Annotated in this window: 15 protein-coding genes; 8 read left to right on the plus strand and 7 right to left on the minus strand. The window is 74.9% G+C overall.

What is annotated here, in order from left to right:
• Positions 1 to 107 precede the first annotated feature (107 nt).
• On the plus strand, positions 108 to 1,574 hold the full coding sequence (locus tag H7344_RS04715) for an NAD-dependent succinate-semialdehyde dehydrogenase (RefSeq protein WP_186344847.1): 1,467 nt from the start codon (positions 108 to 110) through the stop codon (positions 1,572 to 1,574).
• 7 nt (positions 1,575 to 1,581) lie between these two features.
• On the opposite strand, the gene H7344_RS04720 is transcribed toward H7344_RS04715, so the two are convergent.
• The gene (locus tag H7344_RS04720) at positions 1,582 to 1,920 is read right to left on the minus strand and encodes a hypothetical protein (protein WP_186344848.1); all 339 of its coding nucleotides are present in this window, start codon (positions 1,918 to 1,920) and stop codon (positions 1,582 to 1,584) included.
• A 106-nt stretch (positions 1,921 to 2,026) separates the two neighbouring features.
• Here H7344_RS04720 and H7344_RS04725 point away from each other — a divergent pair, with 106 nt between their 5' ends.
• The 4 genes from H7344_RS04725 to H7344_RS04740 all read left to right on the plus strand — a co-directional run bounded on the left by H7344_RS04725 (position 2,027) and on the right by H7344_RS04740 (position 5,318).
• Positions 2,027 to 3,046 carry a DUF2332 domain-containing protein gene (locus H7344_RS04725; RefSeq protein WP_186344849.1) on the plus strand — a complete coding sequence of 340 codons (1,020 nt, stop codon included), beginning with the start codon at positions 2,027 to 2,029 and terminating at the stop codon, positions 3,044 to 3,046.
• A gap of 91 nt (positions 3,047 to 3,137) precedes the next feature.
• Complete coding sequence (locus H7344_RS04730; protein ID WP_186344850.1) at positions 3,138 to 3,527, plus strand: hypothetical protein; 390 nt, start codon at positions 3,138 to 3,140, stop codon at positions 3,525 to 3,527.
• Between the two features lie 64 nt (positions 3,528 to 3,591).
• The gene (locus H7344_RS04735; RefSeq protein ID WP_222130255.1) at positions 3,592 to 4,050 is read left to right on the plus strand and encodes a DUF350 domain-containing protein; all 459 of its coding nucleotides are present in this window, start codon (positions 3,592 to 3,594) and stop codon (positions 4,048 to 4,050) included.
• Positions 4,050 to 5,318, plus strand: a complete 1,269-nt coding sequence (locus tag H7344_RS04740; protein ID WP_186344851.1) for a glutathionylspermidine synthase family protein — start codon at positions 4,050 to 4,052, stop codon at positions 5,316 to 5,318. Before H7344_RS04735 ends, H7344_RS04740 begins: the two co-directional genes overlap by 1 nt.
• A gap of 18 nt (positions 5,319 to 5,336) precedes the next feature.
• Here the strand turns inward: H7344_RS04740 and H7344_RS21065 are convergent, their stop codons facing one another.
• The 5 genes from H7344_RS21065 to H7344_RS04765 are packed head-to-tail and all read right to left on the minus strand — an operon-like array spanning position 5,337 to position 10,312.
• Positions 5,337 to 6,362, minus strand: coding sequence for a LuxR family transcriptional regulator (locus tag H7344_RS21065; protein WP_222130256.1), 1,026 nt, complete (start codon positions 6,360 to 6,362; stop codon positions 5,337 to 5,339).
• A gap of 10 nt (positions 6,363 to 6,372) precedes the next feature.
• The gene (locus tag H7344_RS04750) at positions 6,373 to 7,020 is read right to left on the minus strand and encodes a TIGR03086 family metal-binding protein (RefSeq protein WP_186344852.1); all 648 of its coding nucleotides are present in this window, start codon (positions 7,018 to 7,020) and stop codon (positions 6,373 to 6,375) included.
• On the minus strand, positions 7,017 to 8,039 hold the full coding sequence (locus H7344_RS04755) for a sigma-70 family RNA polymerase sigma factor (RefSeq protein ID WP_186344853.1): 1,023 nt from the start codon (positions 8,037 to 8,039) through the stop codon (positions 7,017 to 7,019). The genes H7344_RS04750 and H7344_RS04755 overlap by 4 nt, the downstream gene beginning before the upstream one ends.
• Before the next feature lie 60 nt (positions 8,040 to 8,099).
• Positions 8,100 to 9,698: a glycerol-3-phosphate dehydrogenase/oxidase gene (locus H7344_RS04760; protein WP_186344854.1), complete on the minus strand. Its 1,599-nt coding sequence runs from the start codon at positions 9,696 to 9,698 to the stop codon at positions 8,100 to 8,102.
• Positions 9,695 to 10,312: a TetR/AcrR family transcriptional regulator gene (locus H7344_RS04765; RefSeq protein ID WP_186344855.1), complete on the minus strand. Its 618-nt coding sequence runs from the start codon at positions 10,310 to 10,312 to the stop codon at positions 9,695 to 9,697. The genes H7344_RS04760 and H7344_RS04765 overlap by 4 nt, the downstream gene beginning before the upstream one ends.
• Positions 10,313 to 10,329: 17 nt before the next feature.
• Between H7344_RS04765 and H7344_RS04770 the strand changes: the two genes are divergently transcribed.
• Positions 10,330 to 11,955 carry an FAD-binding oxidoreductase gene (locus H7344_RS04770; RefSeq protein ID WP_229707019.1) on the plus strand — a complete coding sequence of 542 codons (1,626 nt, stop codon included), beginning with the start codon at positions 10,330 to 10,332 and terminating at the stop codon, positions 11,953 to 11,955.
• Entirely contained in the window at positions 11,952 to 12,878 is a 927-nt protein-coding gene (locus H7344_RS04775) for a diacylglycerol/lipid kinase family protein (protein WP_186344856.1), read from the plus strand. The genes H7344_RS04770 and H7344_RS04775 overlap by 4 nt, the downstream gene beginning before the upstream one ends.
• Before the next feature lie 191 nt (positions 12,879 to 13,069).
• Here the strand turns inward: H7344_RS04775 and H7344_RS04780 are convergent, their stop codons facing one another.
• Positions 13,070 to 13,753 (minus strand): pirin family protein, encoded by a 684-nt coding sequence (locus H7344_RS04780; RefSeq protein WP_186344857.1) that lies wholly within the window; start codon positions 13,751 to 13,753, stop codon positions 13,070 to 13,072.
• Positions 13,754 to 13,769: 16 nt separating this feature from the next.
• Between H7344_RS04780 and H7344_RS04785 the strand changes: the two genes are divergently transcribed.
• Positions 13,770 to 15,137, plus strand: a complete 1,368-nt coding sequence (locus H7344_RS04785) for a GH1 family beta-glucosidase (RefSeq protein WP_229707020.1) — start codon at positions 13,770 to 13,772, stop codon at positions 15,135 to 15,137.
• Position 15,138 lies beyond the last annotated feature (1 nt).

The following is a 15,138-nucleotide window of genomic DNA, read 5'->3' on the forward strand; positions in this document are numbered from 1 at the left end:
TGCCGCCTTCTAGGTGCTCCCTCCGAAGTCGACATGCACAGCATTCCACGCAGGCCCAGGGGTGTCAGCGATTTCGTCGAGAACGCCGAGGTGACAGGCTTCACGCCATGACCGGACCAGACCGCCTTCCCCTGCTCGACGACTCCCAGCGCGACCTGTTCGTGGGTGGCCGGTGGCGACCGGCGGAGGCCGGCGCCCGGTTCGAGGTGCTCGACCCCGCCGACGGCTCGGTGCTCACCGACGTGGCCGACGGCTCGGTCGCCGACGCGCGGACCGCCCTCGACGCAGCCGTCGCCGCGCAGGCCGACTGGGCCCGGACGGCGCCCCGCGAGCGCGGCGAGGTCCTGCGGCGCGCCTTCGAGCTGGTCGCCCGGCGCGCCGACGACTTCGCGCTGCTGATGAGCCTGGAGATGGGCAAGCCGGTGGCGGAGGCGAAGGGGGAGGTGACCTACGGCAACGAGTTCTTCCGCTGGTTCTCCGAGGAGGCGGTGCGCATCCACGGCCGCTACATGCCGAACCCCGCCGGCGGCAGCCGGCTGCTCACCTTGAAGAAGCCGGTCGGGCCGTGCCTGTTCGTGACGCCGTGGAACTTCCCGCTCGCCATGGGCACGCGCAAGATCGGCCCGGCCATCGCCGCCGGCTGCACGATGGTGGTCAAGCCGGCCGCGCAGACCCCGCTGACGATGCTCGCCCTGGCGGCCGTGCTCGCCGAGGCCGGGCTGCCCGACGGCGTGCTCAACGTCGTGCCATCCACGCACGCCGCCGAGATCAGCGAGGCGCTCCAGGCCGACGACCGGCTGCGGAAGGTGTCGTTCACAGGCTCCACCGCCGTCGGCCGGGTGATGGTGCGCCAGTCCGCCGAGCGGCTCCAGCGGGTCAGCATGGAGCTCGGCGGCAACGCGCCGTTCCTCGTCTTCGCCGACGCGGACCTCGATGCCGCGGTCGACGGTGCGATGGTCGCCAAGATGCGCAACATGGGCGAGGCGTGCACCGCCGCCAACCGGTTCCTCGTCCACACGGACGTCGCCGAGGAGTTCGGCCGCAGGCTCGGCGAGCGGATGGGCGCGCTGCGCCTGGGCCGCGGCCAGGACGAAGGCATCGACGTCGGCCCGCTCATCGACGAGAAGGCCGTGGCGTCGGTGACCGAGCTGGTCGGCGGCGCGGTGCAGGACGGCGCCCGCGTGGTCGTCGGCGGCGAGCCGCACGAGGGACCGGGCTACTTCTACCCGCCGACCGTGCTGCTCGACGTGCCCCAGGGGTCCGCCATCAACGCCGAGGAGATCTTCGGTCCGGTCGCACCGATCACGACGTTCGAGACCGAGGAGGAGGCGGTGGCGAAGGCCAACGACACCGAGTACGGCCTGGCCTCCTACGTCTACACCCGCGACCTGGCCCGCACGATCCGGCTGGCGGAGTCGCTGGAGTTCGGCATGGTCGGCGTCAACACCGGCCTGATCTCCAACCCCGCCGCGCCGTTCGGCGGGGTCAAGGCCAGTGGCTTCGGGCGCGAGGGCGGCTTCGAGGGCATCGAGGAGTACCTCGAGACGACGTACGTCGCCCTGCCCGCCGGCTGAGGGACCCTCAGGGGAGCGCGGCGAGCCAGCGGTCCCAGCCGCGGGCGAGGGGGTCGCGGCCTGGGACCGGTGGATGGTCGGTGGTCCACCAGGCGAAGACGTCGGCGACCGGCCCCGCCTGGCGCAACCGGACCGTCACCGGCAGGTCCAGCGCCGGCGCGACGGCGGCGCGGGCCGCGAGCGCCAGCGGCCGGAGCAGCCGGGCGTACCGGTCGGGCACGAGGTCGGTCGGTAGGACCGGGCCGCCCGGCAGGTCGACGGTGACGTCGAGCAGGACGTCGTCGTCGTTCGCCAGCAGGGCAGCGCACGCCGCCGGCCGTCCCCCCCCAGGTCGCCATGGCGCCATCGTGGGGTGTCGCGGGCCGGGCGTCCCGCCTTCGTCGAGAAGCAGGGGTGTTCCTTGAGGTTCGGGCGGCCGGCGGCCGAGGGGCGCGCGGTGCCAGGATGCGGGGATGGAGCCGTACGCCGAGCCGCGCGCGCAGTACCTCCGCTTCGCCCGCGAGGCCGACGACTCGCCCTGCTTCCGCGACTGGTCGCTCGCGATCGCCGAGGACCCCGAGGTGCTGGCCTGGCTGGCCGCCCTCCCCGCGGGCAAGGCCCAGCCCAACCTGGTGCTGGCCGCGGCCCGGTGGCACGGCGTACCCGCTCCCGGTCCGTACGCCGCGCTTCGCGAGGCGCTGCTCGGGCCCTCGTCCGAGGCGATCCGGGCGACGGTCCTGGAGCGGCGCACCCAGACCAACGAGGTACGCCGCCTGGCGACCCTCGTCCCGGCCTTCGCCGCCCTGGCTGTCGACGAGCCGGTGGCGCTCGTCGAGGTCGGCGCGAGCGCCGGGCTGTGCCTCTACCCCGACCGGTGGGGCTACCGGTGGACCGACCCCACGGGCCGCACGCTGGCGGAGGCGCCGCCGGCCGGGGTCGGGCCCGGCGTCGGCGAGCTGACCTGCACCGTCGACCTGCACCCGGGTGCGGCCGGCCCGCCGGCGTACCCCTCCGCGCCGCTCGCCGTCGCCTGGCGCGGCGGCCTGGACCTGCACCCGCTCGACGTGCGCGACCCCGACACGACCGGCTGGCTGGAGACGCTCGTCTGGCCCGAGCACGACGACCGCCGGGAGCTGCTCCGGCGCGCGGTCGAGGTGGCCCGCGCCGATCCGCCCGACTTGCGCGAGGGCGACCTGCTGACCGACCTGCCGGCGCTGGTGGAGGAGGTGGCCGCGCACGGCCCGGTGGTGGTGTTCCACAGCGCGGTGGTGGCCTACCTGGTCGAGGAGGACCGGGCTCGGTTCCACGACCTGATGACCGACCTCGTCGCGGCCGGCGCCTGCCGGTGGATCAGCAACGAGGGCCCGAACGTGCTGCCCCGGGTCACCGAGACCGGGCCGGAGCCGCCGGCGACACCGACGTTCGTGCTCGGCGTCGACGGGCGGGCGGTCGCCTGCACCCACGGGCACGGCCGGTCGATGACCTGGCTGTGAGGCGGCTGGGAGACTGGGTACCCGCACCCCGCGACCGCGACGAACCGGCACCCCCGCCAGCACCCGCTCCACCACACTCTCGGAGGACCGCATGACCCAGACCCGACGCCGCATGCGCTCGACGAGCGTCGCGATCGGCGTGACCGCGGTGGTCGCCGCGGGCCTCACCGGCTGCGCCTCCTCCTCGGCCGACTACGCGGCCGTGTGCGTCGACCCCGAGACCGAGCAGCGCGTCGACGACGACCAGTGCGACGACGACCGCGACTACACCGGCGTCGGGACCGGCTTCTTCTGGTACTACCTCGGCGCCAGCTCGCGCGTCCCGGCCCTCGGCGCGCCCGTCTCCGGCGGCACCTGGAACGGCTCGGCGCTCTCCGGGAAGGTCCAGCGCGGCGGTCTCCCCTCCACGGGCGGCTCGACGGTCAAGTCGACCACCAAGACCGGCGGCTTCGGCGGCAGCAACCGCGGCTTCTCCGGCTGACCCCGCCCGACCCACATCCCCACGCCAGCCGCACCACCACCCGCGCCACCAGACAAGGAACCCCATGTCGGACCTGCTCAGCTCCCTCGGCCACGCCGTCGTCTACGCCGTCCTCGCGGGCGCGCTGCTCGTGCTGGCCTACTACGTGCTCGACCTGGTCACGCCGGGCCACCTCGGCAGCCACCTGCGCGGCGTCGACGAGCGCGGCGACGAGTCGGTGCACGCGGCGAGCAAGTCCGCGGCCGTCGTCACCTCGGCCTGGCTGGTCTCGAACGCCGCCGTGCTCTTCACCGCGATCTGGACGAACGGTGCGCGCGACCTCGGCGAGGCGCTCGGTTGGACGCTGGCCTTCGGCGCGCTCGGCATCGTGCTCAACGCGGTGATGTTCTTCGTGATCGAGGCGATCACCCCCGGCGACCTCCGCAAGATCGTCACCTCACCCGGCCCGGTGCGCCCGCTGGCGTACGTCGCCGCGTCCAGCGCCCTGAGCGTCGGCCTCATCGTCTGCGCGAGCATCGCCTGATGTGGCGCCACCGGGCGCGCCCGCGCCCCGACTGGGAGCGCATCGTCACCGAGCAGGGGCTGGTCTACCCGACGACGGCCACGTCGGACGGCACGACGGTGCCGTACTGGAACGAGTCCGCGTGGTACGAGCTCACGATGGACGAGGTCGAGATGCTCGAGGCCGCGACCGAGGAGCTCTGGGCGATGTGCGTCGACGCGGCCGGGCACATGGCCGCGACGATGACCGACGAGCGGCTCGGCCTGCCGCCGGGCACGCTCGGGCTGGTGCGGGAGTCGATCGCACGCAACGACCCGGCGATCTACGCCCGCTTCGACCTCGCCTACGGCGCCGACGGGTCGGTGAAGATGCTCGAGGTCAACGGCGACACCGCCACCGGGCTCGTCGAGACCGGCGTCGCGCAGTGGCGGTGGGTCGAGGACGTGATGTCCGACGTCGACCAGTGGAACAGCGTCCACGACCGGCTGGTCAACGCCTGGCGCCGGCTGCTGAACTTCGGCGCCCTCGGCGACGGCAAGGTGCACTTCCTCTTCGACCTCGGCGACGAGGGCTCCTACGACGGCGGCGAGATGGAGATGACCGTCGCCTACCTCGTGGACTGCGCGGTGCAGGCCGGCGTCAACGCCTATGCCCAGCCGATCGCGGAGGTCGGGTGGAACCCCGACGCCCGCGAGTTCCGCGACGCCCACGACCAGCCGATCCGCACGGCGTTCAAGCTCTACCCCTGGGAGCAGATGCTCGGCGAGGAGTTCGGCCGGCTGATCGTCGACGGCGCCGAGCGGCAGCCGGTGCGCTGGTTCGAGCCGCCGTGGAAGGTGCTGCTCTCCACCAAGGCGATCCTGCCGGTGCTGTGGGAGCGCAACCCCGGCCACCGGCTCCTGCTGCCGGCCTGGTTCGACGAGCCGCGCGACCTCGACGAATGGGTGGCCAAGCCGCTGCACGGCCGCGAGGGCGACAACATCCGCATCCACCTCGCCGACGGATCCGAGACCCGGATGCCCGGTGTGTACGGCGACGAGGGCTGGGTCTACCAGGGCTACACCCAGCTGCCGGTCTTCGAGGGCAACCACGTGGTGCTCGGCTCGTGGATCGTCGACGGCCAGGCCGCCGGCATGATCGTCCGCGAGTCCGACGGCCCGGTCACCGACTACTTCAGCCGGGTCGTCCCGCACGCGATCAGCGACGCGCTCTCCCCCGACGACGCCCAGGTCCAGGCCTGGATCCTCGACCGGGTCGCCGCCGACGCGCCGCGGCTGCCGCCGCGCTGAGGCGGGGCCGGCGCGTCCTCAGGCGGGCGCGCCCAGGGTGGCCGCGAGCCGGGTCCGGGACGTGATGCCGAGCTTGCGGTAGACGTGGGAGAGGTGCCACTCGACGGCCTTGACGGTCACGACGAGCTCCTCGGCGATCTGGCGGTTGGTGAGGCCGTCGGCGGCGAGGCCGGCCACCCTTCGCTCGGAGGCGGTGAGCGCGGCGAGCGCCTCGGACTGCACCCGGCGCGGCCGCTCGCCGAACCGCTCGAGCAGGCGGCGTACCCGCCCCTGCAGCGGCCACAGCTCCTGCCGTCCGGCGTACTCCTCCGCGCTGCGCAGCAGCGCCAGCGCCTCTCCCGGGCCGGCGGGGCTGCCGGCGCCGGCGCCGGGGGTGAGGAGGAGCAGCCCGGCGAGGTCGGTGTCGAGCTGGGCGGCCAGCCGCTCGGCAGGCAGCCCGTCCGCGGTCGCGTCGGCGAGGGTGGCGCGGGCGCGGCGGAGCAGCGCGGTGCGGTGGGCGCCGGAGTCGGCGGTGGCGAGGGTGCGCAGCGCGCCGGCCACGGCGTACGGCGAGCCGGAGGCCTCCGCGACCACGAGGTGCTCGCGGGCGAGGTCGGCGCCCTCGCGGAACCGGCCCGTGCGGACCAGCGCCAACGCCGCGCCCGCCCGCCACGGCACCTCGAGGACGTGCTCGGGCGACGGGTCGGCCTCGACGAGCACCGCCCCTGCCGCGAGGAAGCCCTCCAGTGCCGACTCCGCGTCGCCGAGCGCGGCCGAGACCTCGGCGCGCGCGTGCAGCGCGAAGGCGGCGACGTCGCCCGGGCTCGCGGTCGACTCCGCCAGCCGGTCGCTCAGCCCGACCGCGTCGGCCAGGTCGCCCCGCGCGAGCCGGCAGTCGACCGCGGCGGCGGCCGCCCGCACCCCGTCGCGGTCGCCGAGCCCCTGTCCGCGCAGCCGGGTCAGCGCCGAGAGCGCCTCCACGACCCGCCCCGCGCGGACCAGGGCGGTCACCTCGTCGACCGGTCCGTCCACGGCGCTGGTCAGGTGTTCTGCGGACGGAGGCACGGCGGCCACCCTAGGAAGCGAGCCCTCCTCGCGTGCCCGGTTCGCGCGACATCGCCGCGGGTGGTCCAGCCAGGTGCAGGTCGGCGTCGCGACCGAGGAAGGCCAGCAGCTGCACGGCGTACGTCGCGTCGTCGGCGACGGGCCGCACCGGCCCGAAGCGCACCCCCCGGTCCGCGGGGTCGACGACCACCCCGGCCACTGCGAGCAGCCCGCGCGCCAGGTCGTCGGGCACGGGGCGACCGCGACCGGTCGCGCGGCCGACGTCCCAGGCGTGGACGGTGATCTCGAGCGCGGCCGCCGCGACCAGCACCGGCCCGGCGAGGCCGGCGTCGCCGACGGCGACCGAGCTCCGGGCCGACCCGCCGCGACTGGTGGCGGCGGCGCGGGTCCAGGCGGCGAGCAGCGCGCAGGCCTTCTCGCGCAGCGCGTCGACCCGGGTCCGCGTGGGCGGCGGCGGGTCGACCCGGACGACGCCGCTAGCCGCCTCGGTGAACGCGTCGAGCGCGTCCTCCATGTGCGCCAGCAGCGCCCGCAGGGTCCACGCGATGCACGGCGTCCGCCGGTCGAGGTCGGCCTCGGTGACGTCGGCGAGGGCGCCCCGGGCGTAGGCCAGGGACCGGTCGAGCAGCTCGACGGCGCCGTCGAGCGCCCGGGTCATGGCGCGGGCTGGTCGTCGGGGTGGGTGGCCTCGGGCCGGTGGTCGGCGGGCAGCCGGTCGGGCAGGCCGAACGTCGCGAACAGCCGGGCGTCGAAGAACGCCGTCACGTGCCGCACCTTGTCGTCCTCCAGCTCGATGACCTGCAGCTGGAAGGGGGTGAAGTCGCCCTCGGGCGTGCGCATGTAGAGGCCGTACGCCGGCTGCCCGTTGGCCCAGGTGGCGAGCATCGGCATGTCGTGCTGGCCGCCGGGGCACTCGTTGCCGATCAGCCAGCCGATGTTCGTCGCGCCCTTGAACCAGCTGGTGAACGGCGGCATGTCCCAGGTCGCCTCGGCGGTCAGCATCGAGACGATCGCGCCGACGTCCTTTCGCCAGAACGCGTCGACGTACCGCTCCAGCAGCTGCTGCTGCGCCTCGGTCAGGTCCGGCTCGACGGTGTCCTCGGTCAGTCCGCGGTCCTTCATCTGCGCGTGCGCGCGCTGGAGCGCGGAGTTGACCGCGGCGACGGTCGTGTCGAGCGCCTCGGCGACCTCGGCGGCCGACCACCGCAGCACGTCGCGGAGGATCAGCACCGCCCGCTGCTTGGCCGGCAGGTGCTGGAGCGCGGCGACGAAGGCGAGCCGGATCGAGTCCCGCTCGGCGACGACGACGGCGGCGTCCGGCACCGGCTCGAGCCAGGCGATCTCGTGGTCGGTCTCGAGCGCCTCGCCGGCCATCTGGTCGGAGGTGCCGAGCCCCGCGGGCAGCGGGCGTCGCGGCCGGCCCTCGAGGTTGGTGAGGCACACGTTCGTGGCGATCCGGTAGAGCCAGGTGCGCACCGAGCTGCGGCCCTGGAAGTCCGCCGAGGCCTTCCAGGCGCGCAGGAACGTCTCCTGGACGAGGTCCTCGGCCTCGTGCACCGAGCCGCTCATCCGGTAGCAGTGCGCCAGCAGCTCGCGCTGGTAGCGCTCGGTGAGCGTCGGGAAGTCGCTCAGCTCGGGGTTGCTCGTCGTTGCTGCCGTCACGGTCGTCGCCGTCATGCCCTCTGCCTCCACCTCGGTCAGTCTGCTCCGCTCACTGACCGGCGTCGAGGGGAGAACTCATCGGTGTGCGCGCAGGTGCTCCTCGACGAGCTCGAGCGCACGTCGGGCGGCGGGCTCGGCGAGGGCCCGGTCGGCGGGGACCAGGCCGACGCGGGTACGCCGGTCCAGCAGGTCGTCGACGTCCGCCGCCCCCTCGTGGGTCACCCCGAAGACCAGCTCGGCCAGCGTGACCGGGACACCCTCGGCGACCGGCGCGAGCAGCCCGGCCTCGTCGAGGCCGGTGACCTCGACGGCGTTGCCGAGGACCAGCGCGGCGTCGGTGCCGAACCGGCGCACGAGCCGCTCGGGCTGCTCGAGCGCCGCCAGCGTCGGGCGGGACGCGGCACCGAGCAGCGGGAGGGAGCGGGTGCGGCAGGGCCCGGCGGCCAGGCCGGCGGTCGCCGGGAGCGCGAGGGCGGCGTCGACGGCGTCCTGCGCCATCCGGCGGTACGTCGTCAGCTTGCCGCCGACCACCGTCACCAGGCCGTCGCGCCCGACGAGCACGGCGTGCTTGCGGGACAGGTCCGCGGTCGAGCCACCGCCCGGCCCGTCCGGCCCGCCGGACTCCAGCAGCGGGCGGAGCCCGGCGAACGCGCCGACCACGTCGGCGCGGTGCAGCTGGCGGGCGAAGCACGCGGACACCACGTCGAGGAGGAACCCGATCTCCGGCTCGGTCGGCTCCGGCACGTCCGGGACCGGGCCGGTGACCGGCTCGTCGGTGAGGCCGACGTACACCGTCCCGTCGGGCTGGGGCAGCACCAGCACGAACCGGTTGGTCTCGCCCGGCACCGGCGCGAAGACCGAGACCTGGAGCCCCGGCAGCGCGTCGGCGCGCAGCACCAGGTGGGTGCCGCGGCTGGGACGCAGCGTGACGTCGTCGGCGAGCTCGCCGGCCCACACGCCGGCGGCGTTGACGACCGCCCGGGCACGGACCGTCGTCGTGGCGCCCGTGAGCTCGTCGCGGAGCAGCACCTCGGTGCCGCCGTTCGCCGGCTGGGTCGAGAGGACGCGTGCGCGGGTCCGGACGGAGGCGCCGTACGCCGCCGCGGTGCGCGCCACGGTCGTCACCAGGCGGGCGTCGTCCTCGAGCCGGCCGTCCCAGCTCAGCATCCCGCCGCGCAGGCCGGCGGGCCGCAGCGCAGGGGCGAGCGCGAGCGTCTCGGTGGCCGACAGGCGACGGGGCCGCGGGAGCGTCTCGGCGTGGGTGCGCGCGCCGCGGCGGAGCGCGTCGCCGGCGCGCAGGCCTACGGCGGTGAGCGCGGCCTGGGCGCGGGTGACGCTGCTGGTCAGCGGCACGACGACCGGCATCGGCCGGGTCAGGTGGGGTGCGGTGACCTCCATCAGCACGCCGCGCTCGACCGCGCTCTCGTGGGCGACACCGACCTGGCCCTTGGCGAGGTAGCGGAGGCCGCCGTGGACCAGCTTCGAGCTCCACCGCGACGTGCCGAAGGCGAGGTCGTGGGCGTCGACGGCCAGCACGGACAGGCCGCGGGTGACCGCGTCGAGCGCCACGCCGGCGCCGGTGATGCCCAGCCCCACCACCAGGAGGTCGACCTCGCCCGGAGCGTCCGCCAGGCCCGGGGTGATCCGCTCCGTCCTCTGCTCGGGCGCGGTCACGGCTGCAGCGTCCGGGTGAGCACGACGCGCATCTCGGCCTCGAGCGCCTCCTCGGAGACGTCGTCGTCGACCATCGTGTGCGCGGAGAGGACGAAGCCGTGGGCGGAGAGCACGAGCCCCCGCGCCATCGCGGCGGGGTCGCCGGCGCGCACGTCGCCGGAGGCCTGGGCGTCGCGCAGCGCCTGTTCCACCAGCTCGAGGATGAGCTGCTGGGAGCGGCCGCGCCGGTCCAGGAGGTAGGGGAGGATCAGCTCGGGGTCGAGCTCGACGATCCGCACGAACAGCTCGTTGCCGCGCAGCACCTTGACCGTGCGCACCAGCGTGTCGACCAGCCGCTCGACGACCGGCTTCTCCGCGGCCGGTCGAGCCGACCCGTCGTCGGTCTCGGCGGCAACCACGACCTCGGTCCACTCGCGGGTCATCAGGTCGGCGAGCAGCTGCCGCATGTCGGACCAGGTCCGGTAGATCGTCATCCGGGAGACCCCGGCGCGGCGGGCGACCTCGGTGAGCGTCGTGCGCCGCCAGCCGAGGTCGAGGATGCAGGCCCGCGCCGCGTCGAGGTACGCGTCGCGAGGTCCGCCGGTCTCGGCACCGTTGTGACGAAGTGACGTCATATGTCACAGTGTAACGCATGACGCACGACACCCCCGCGATCGCGACGCCTGCGGTCGAGCTGCCTGCGGTCGAGATGCACCCCAGCCGGTGGGGCGACCCCGCCCGCGCCGCCGACCTGCCCGCGTCGGCCCGCGGCCTGGTCGAGGCGGTCTTCGGCATCGACGAGCAGCCCGCCGTCGCCGCCGTGGTCGTCCCGCCGTCCGCGCTGGGGCCGACGGTCGTCGACGCGCTGCGGGAGGCCGTGGGGGCGGAGCACGTGCTGCTCGACGACGCCACCCGGCGCCTGCGCACGCGCGGGAAGTCCACGCCCGACCTGCTGCGCCAGCGGGCCGGAGACCTCTCCGACGCGCCCGACGCCGTCGTACGCCCCGCCGACCACGAGCAGGTCGCCGCCGTCCTCGCCCTCGCGGTCGAGCACCACCTCGCGGTCGTGCCGTTCGGCGGTGGGACGTCGGTGACGGGCGGGCTGGCGGCGCGCCGCGAAGGGTACGCCGGCCTGGTCTCGCTCGACCTCGTCCGGATGAAGCGGCTGCTCGCGGTCGACCACACCTCGATGACCGCCACCCTCGAGCCCGGCCTGCGCGGGCCGGAGGCCGAGGCGCTCCTGTCCGCGGAGGGGCTGGTGCTGGGCCACTACCCGCAGTCGTTCGAGCACGCGACGATCGGCGGCTTCGCGGCCACGCGGTCGAGCGGGCAGTCGAGCGCGGGGTACGGGCGCTTCGATGCCCTCGTCGTCGGGCTGCGCGTCGCCACGCCGCGCGGCGAGCTGCGGCTCGGGTCGGCGCCGGCCAGCGCGGCCGGTCCGGACCTGCGGCAGCTGCTGCTCGGGTCCGAGGGCGCCTTCGGCGTGATCACCGAGGTGACGGTGCGGGTGCGGCGGCTGCCCGCCGAGAAGGTCTACGAGGGCTGGGGCTGGCCGTCGTTCACCGACGGCGCGGCTGCGATGCGGACGCTGGCGCAGGCGGGTCTGCTGCCGACCGTGCTGCGGCTCTCCGACGAGCACGAGACCGCGATCAACCTGGCCCGGCCCGACGCGATCGGAGCGGAGGGTGCGAGCGGCTGCCTGATGGTCGTCGGGCACGAGGGCGAGCCCGAGCTGGTCGCCGCGCGGCGGACCGCGGTCGCGTCGGTGCTGACCGGTCTCGGCGGGATGCCGCTGGGGGAGGAGCCGGGCCGGGCGTGGGCGCACGGGCGGTTCGACGCGCCGTACCTCCGCGACTCGATGCTCGACGTCGGCGTCCTCGTCGAGACGCTGGAGACGGCGACGTTCTGGTCGCGGGTGCCGGCGCTGTACGACGCGGTGCGGGCCGCGCTGGTCGACGCGCTCGCCAGCGAGGGGCAGGGTCCGTGCCTGGTGCTGTGCCACATCAGCCACGTCTACGAGACCGGCTGCTCGCTCTACTTCACCGTCGCGGCGGCCGGGGGCTCGCGCTCGCTGGAGCGCTGGCAGGTCGCCAAGACCGCCGCGAGCGACGCGATCGCCGCCGCCGGCGCGACCATCACCCACCACCACGCGGTGGGCACCGACCACCGGCCGTGGCTGCCCGCCGAGATCGGCGACCTCGGCGTCGGCGTGCTGCGCGCGGTCAAGGCCGAGCTCGACCCGACCGGGGTCCTCAACCCGGGAGTGCTGGTCCCGTGAGCGCGCAGCGCTCGTTCACGTTCCTGGTCAACCCGGCCTCCGGTGGCGGCGCGGCGCCCGAGGCGGTCGTGCCGGTGGCGCGGCTGCTGCGCGAGGCCGGCGCGACCGTCGACGTGACGTACTCACCCGGACCGCGGTCCATGCCCGGGCTGGTCACCGCGGCCGTCGAGCGCGGCGACGTCGTGGTGTCGGTCGGCGGCGACGGGATGCTGTCGTCGCTGGCCGGCGAGGTGTCGGCGGCCGGTGGCACCCTGGCAGTGCTGCCGGCCGGGCGCGGCAACGACTTCGCGCGGATGCTCGGCCTGCCCGGCACGCCCGAGGACCTCGCCGCGCTGCTGCTCTCCGGCTCGACGTGCCGGGTCGACCTGCTGTGCGCGTCGTTCCCGGGCGTCCCGCCCCGCGAGGTCGCGGGCTCGGTCTACTGCGGCGTCGACGCCCGCGCCGCCGAGCTGGTCGACGGCGCGCACCGGCTGCCGCGGCGGCTGCAGTACCCCTACGCCGCCGTCCGCGCCCTCCTCACCTACGCCCCCGCCCGCTACCTCCTCTCCGTCGACGGCGAGGAGCGCGAGCTCGAGGCCGCGACCGTCGTCGTCGCCAACTCCGCCTACTACGGCAAGGGCATGCGGATCGCCCCGCCCGCCTCGGTCACCGACGGCCTCCTCGACGTCGTCGTCATCGAGGCCGCGTCCAAGGCCGCGCTCGTCCGCTCGCTGCCGAAGGTGTACGACGGCGGGCACGTCGACCTCCCCGAGGTCACCGTGCTCCGCGGTCGGCGGGTCGAGCTGCGGGCCGACCCGTCCCGCGCCGCCGGCCCCGGCGTGCCCGTCGGTGGTGACGGCGAGCCGCTCGGCACGCTCCCGCCGCTCGCCGGCGACCCGCTCGTCGTCGAGGTCCGCCCCGCCGCCGTCTCCGTCGTCTGCTGAGCCGTCCCGTCCCGTCCTGGGCCGGTCGCGGGCGGGCTGGTCTGCGCCGGGGCGGTTCGGGCGCCGACATCCCAGGGGAGTCCTGCACATATCGGGGTAGATCTGCCCCGATATGTGCAGGGGTCACCGGTTAACCGGTGACTCCGACACCCCGGGACGGCCCGGCCCACCTGCCCGAGCGCGACAGCCGATCAACCCGCGAACGTCCAGACGAGCAGCTCGGTGGGGACGGCGGCGGTGACCTCGTGCGCGGGCTCGTCGGCGAAGAGGAAGGCGTCGCCGGCGGCGAGGGGCTCGGCGAGCGAGCTGCGGGTGAGGGCGCCGGTGACGACGTAGGCGTGGACGAGCGGCGCGGCGGGGAGGGTCAGCGTCTCGAGGGCGTCGAGCCGCGCGACGGAGAGCACCGCGCCGGGCTGGGGGGCGACCAGCTCGACCAGCCCGCCGCCGGGAGCGGCGGAGGCGGGCACCGGCGTGACGGCGTACGTCGGGTCGTCGGCGGCGCGGTCGGGGTCGGCGGCCAGCCAGACCTGCACGAAGCGGGCCCGGCCGTCGGGCGTGGCGTGCTCGGCGTGCTCGACGCCCGAGCCGGCGGCCAGCACGGCCACCTCGCCGGGGGAGACGACGGCCTCGTGCCCCGAGGAGTCGCGGTGGGAGAGCCGGCCGGTGACCACCCAGGTGACGATGTCGAGCCCGGAGTGCCGGTGGGTGTCGAAACCCTTGCCGGCGCCCAGGTGGTGGTCGTCGTGGCACACCATCGGCCCGAAGCGGAGCCGCTCGGGGTCGTAGTGCTCGCCGAACGAGAACGCGTGCGAGGTCACCATCCCCGGCGAGCGGCTGGCGAAACGGGCGGAACCCCGGCGGATCTCTGTCGTCACGTCCATGATTGTGCCCGTGGCCCCCGCCTCCTCCGACCTCCCCCAGCTGCCGCCGGGCTTCCGCTTCGGCACCAGCACCGCGGCGTACCAGGTCGAGGGCGCGGCGCGCGAGGGCGGCCGCGGCCCGTCGATCTGGGACACCTTCACCCACACGCCCGGCCGGATCAACGACGGCTCGACCGGCGACGTGGCGTGCGACCACTACCACCGGTTCCACGAGGACGTCGCGCTGATGAAGGACCTCGGCGTCGGCGGCTACCGGCTGTCGCTGTCGTGGTCGCGGATCCAGCCGACCGGGTCCGGCGCGGTCAACACCCAGGGCATCGACTTCTACGACCGGCTGCTCGACACGCTGCTCGCGGCCGACGTGCAGCCGATGGTCACGCTCTACCACTGGGACCTGCCGCAGGCGCTCGAGGACGACGGCGGCTGGCTCAACCGGGCGACCATCGACCGCTTCGCGGAGTATGCCGCGATCTGCGGCGAGCGGTTCGGCGACCGGGTCGAGCACTGGGTGCCGGTCAACGAGCCGAACGTCGTGATGATGATGGGCTACGGCATCGGCATGCACGCGCCGGGCAAGGCGCTGATGTTCGACGCGCTGCCGGTCGCCCACCACCTGCTCCTCGCGCACGGCCGCGCCGCGATCGCGCTGCGCGAGTCGGTGCCGTCCGGCGTGAGGGCGAGCGTCGGCTGCGCCAACAACCACGCCCCGATGTGGCCGGCCTCCGAGGACGCCGCCGACATCGGGGCGACCAAGCTCTTCGACGCGATGTGGAACGGCCTGTTCATCGAGCCGATGCTGCTCGGCCGCTACCCGGTCGACCTCGCCCCGCTGCTCGAGGACGTCGTGCTCGACGGCGACCTCGCGACGATCCGGCAGCCGCTCGACTTCTACGGCGTCAACTACTACAACCCGTGGAAGATCGCGGCCGCCGGCGAGGACGCCGAGCTGCCGTTCGAGTTCCGCGAGCTGCTGGGCTACCCGACGACCGACTTCGGCTGGCCGGTCGTGCCCGACGCGCTGCGCGAGTGGCTGATCATGTTCCGCGCGCGCTTCCGCCACGCTCTCCCGCCGCTCTACATCACCGAGAACGGCGCGGCGTACAACATGGGCCCGGACGCCGACGGCGTCGTCGACGACCAGGCACGCATCGACTACCTCGACGGCCACCTCCGCGCGGTCGCGACCGCCGTGCAGCGCGGCGTCGACGTCCGTGGCTACTACTGCTGGTCGCTGCTGGACAACTTCGAGTGGTCCGAGGGATACGAGCAGCGGTTCGGGCTGGTGCACGTGGACTACGAGACGCAGGTGCGGACGCCGAAGCGGTCCTACCGGTGGTACGCCGACGTGATCGCCGCGCAGACCCGGTCGCTGGGGTAGG

This window comes from Nocardioides deserti, from assembly GCF_014266025.1.
In the GTDB taxonomy this organism is placed as follows: Bacteria; Actinomycetota; Actinomycetes; order Propionibacteriales; family Nocardioidaceae; genus Nocardioides; species Nocardioides deserti.

Coding starts and splice junctions, on each gene's coding strand:
- H7344_RS04720 (WP_186344848.1), bottom strand. CDS start 1,920: ATGGCGCCATGGCGACCTGGGGGGGGACGGCCGGCGGCGTGCGCTGCC.
- H7344_RS04755 (WP_186344853.1), bottom strand. CDS start 8,039: ATGACGGCGACGACCGTGACGGCAGCAACGACGAGCAACCCCGAGCTG.
- H7344_RS04735 (WP_222130255.1), top strand. CDS start 3,592: ATGTCGGACCTGCTCAGCTCCCTCGGCCACGCCGTCGTCTACGCCGTC.
- H7344_RS04730 (WP_186344850.1), top strand. CDS start 3,138: ATGACCCAGACCCGACGCCGCATGCGCTCGACGAGCGTCGCGATCGGC.
- H7344_RS04740 (WP_186344851.1), top strand. CDS start 4,050: ATGTGGCGCCACCGGGCGCGCCCGCGCCCCGACTGGGAGCGCATCGTC.
- H7344_RS04765 (WP_186344855.1), bottom strand. CDS start 10,312: ATGACGTCACTTCGTCACAACGGTGCCGAGACCGGCGGACCTCGCGAC.
- H7344_RS04725 (WP_186344849.1), top strand. CDS start 2,027: ATGGAGCCGTACGCCGAGCCGCGCGCGCAGTACCTCCGCTTCGCCCGC.
- H7344_RS04715 (WP_186344847.1), top strand. CDS start 108: ATGACCGGACCAGACCGCCTTCCCCTGCTCGACGACTCCCAGCGCGAC.
- H7344_RS04750 (WP_186344852.1), bottom strand. CDS start 7,020: ATGACCCGGGCGCTCGACGGCGCCGTCGAGCTGCTCGACCGGTCCCTG.
- H7344_RS04770 (WP_229707019.1), top strand. CDS start 10,330: ATGACGCACGACACCCCCGCGATCGCGACGCCTGCGGTCGAGCTGCCT.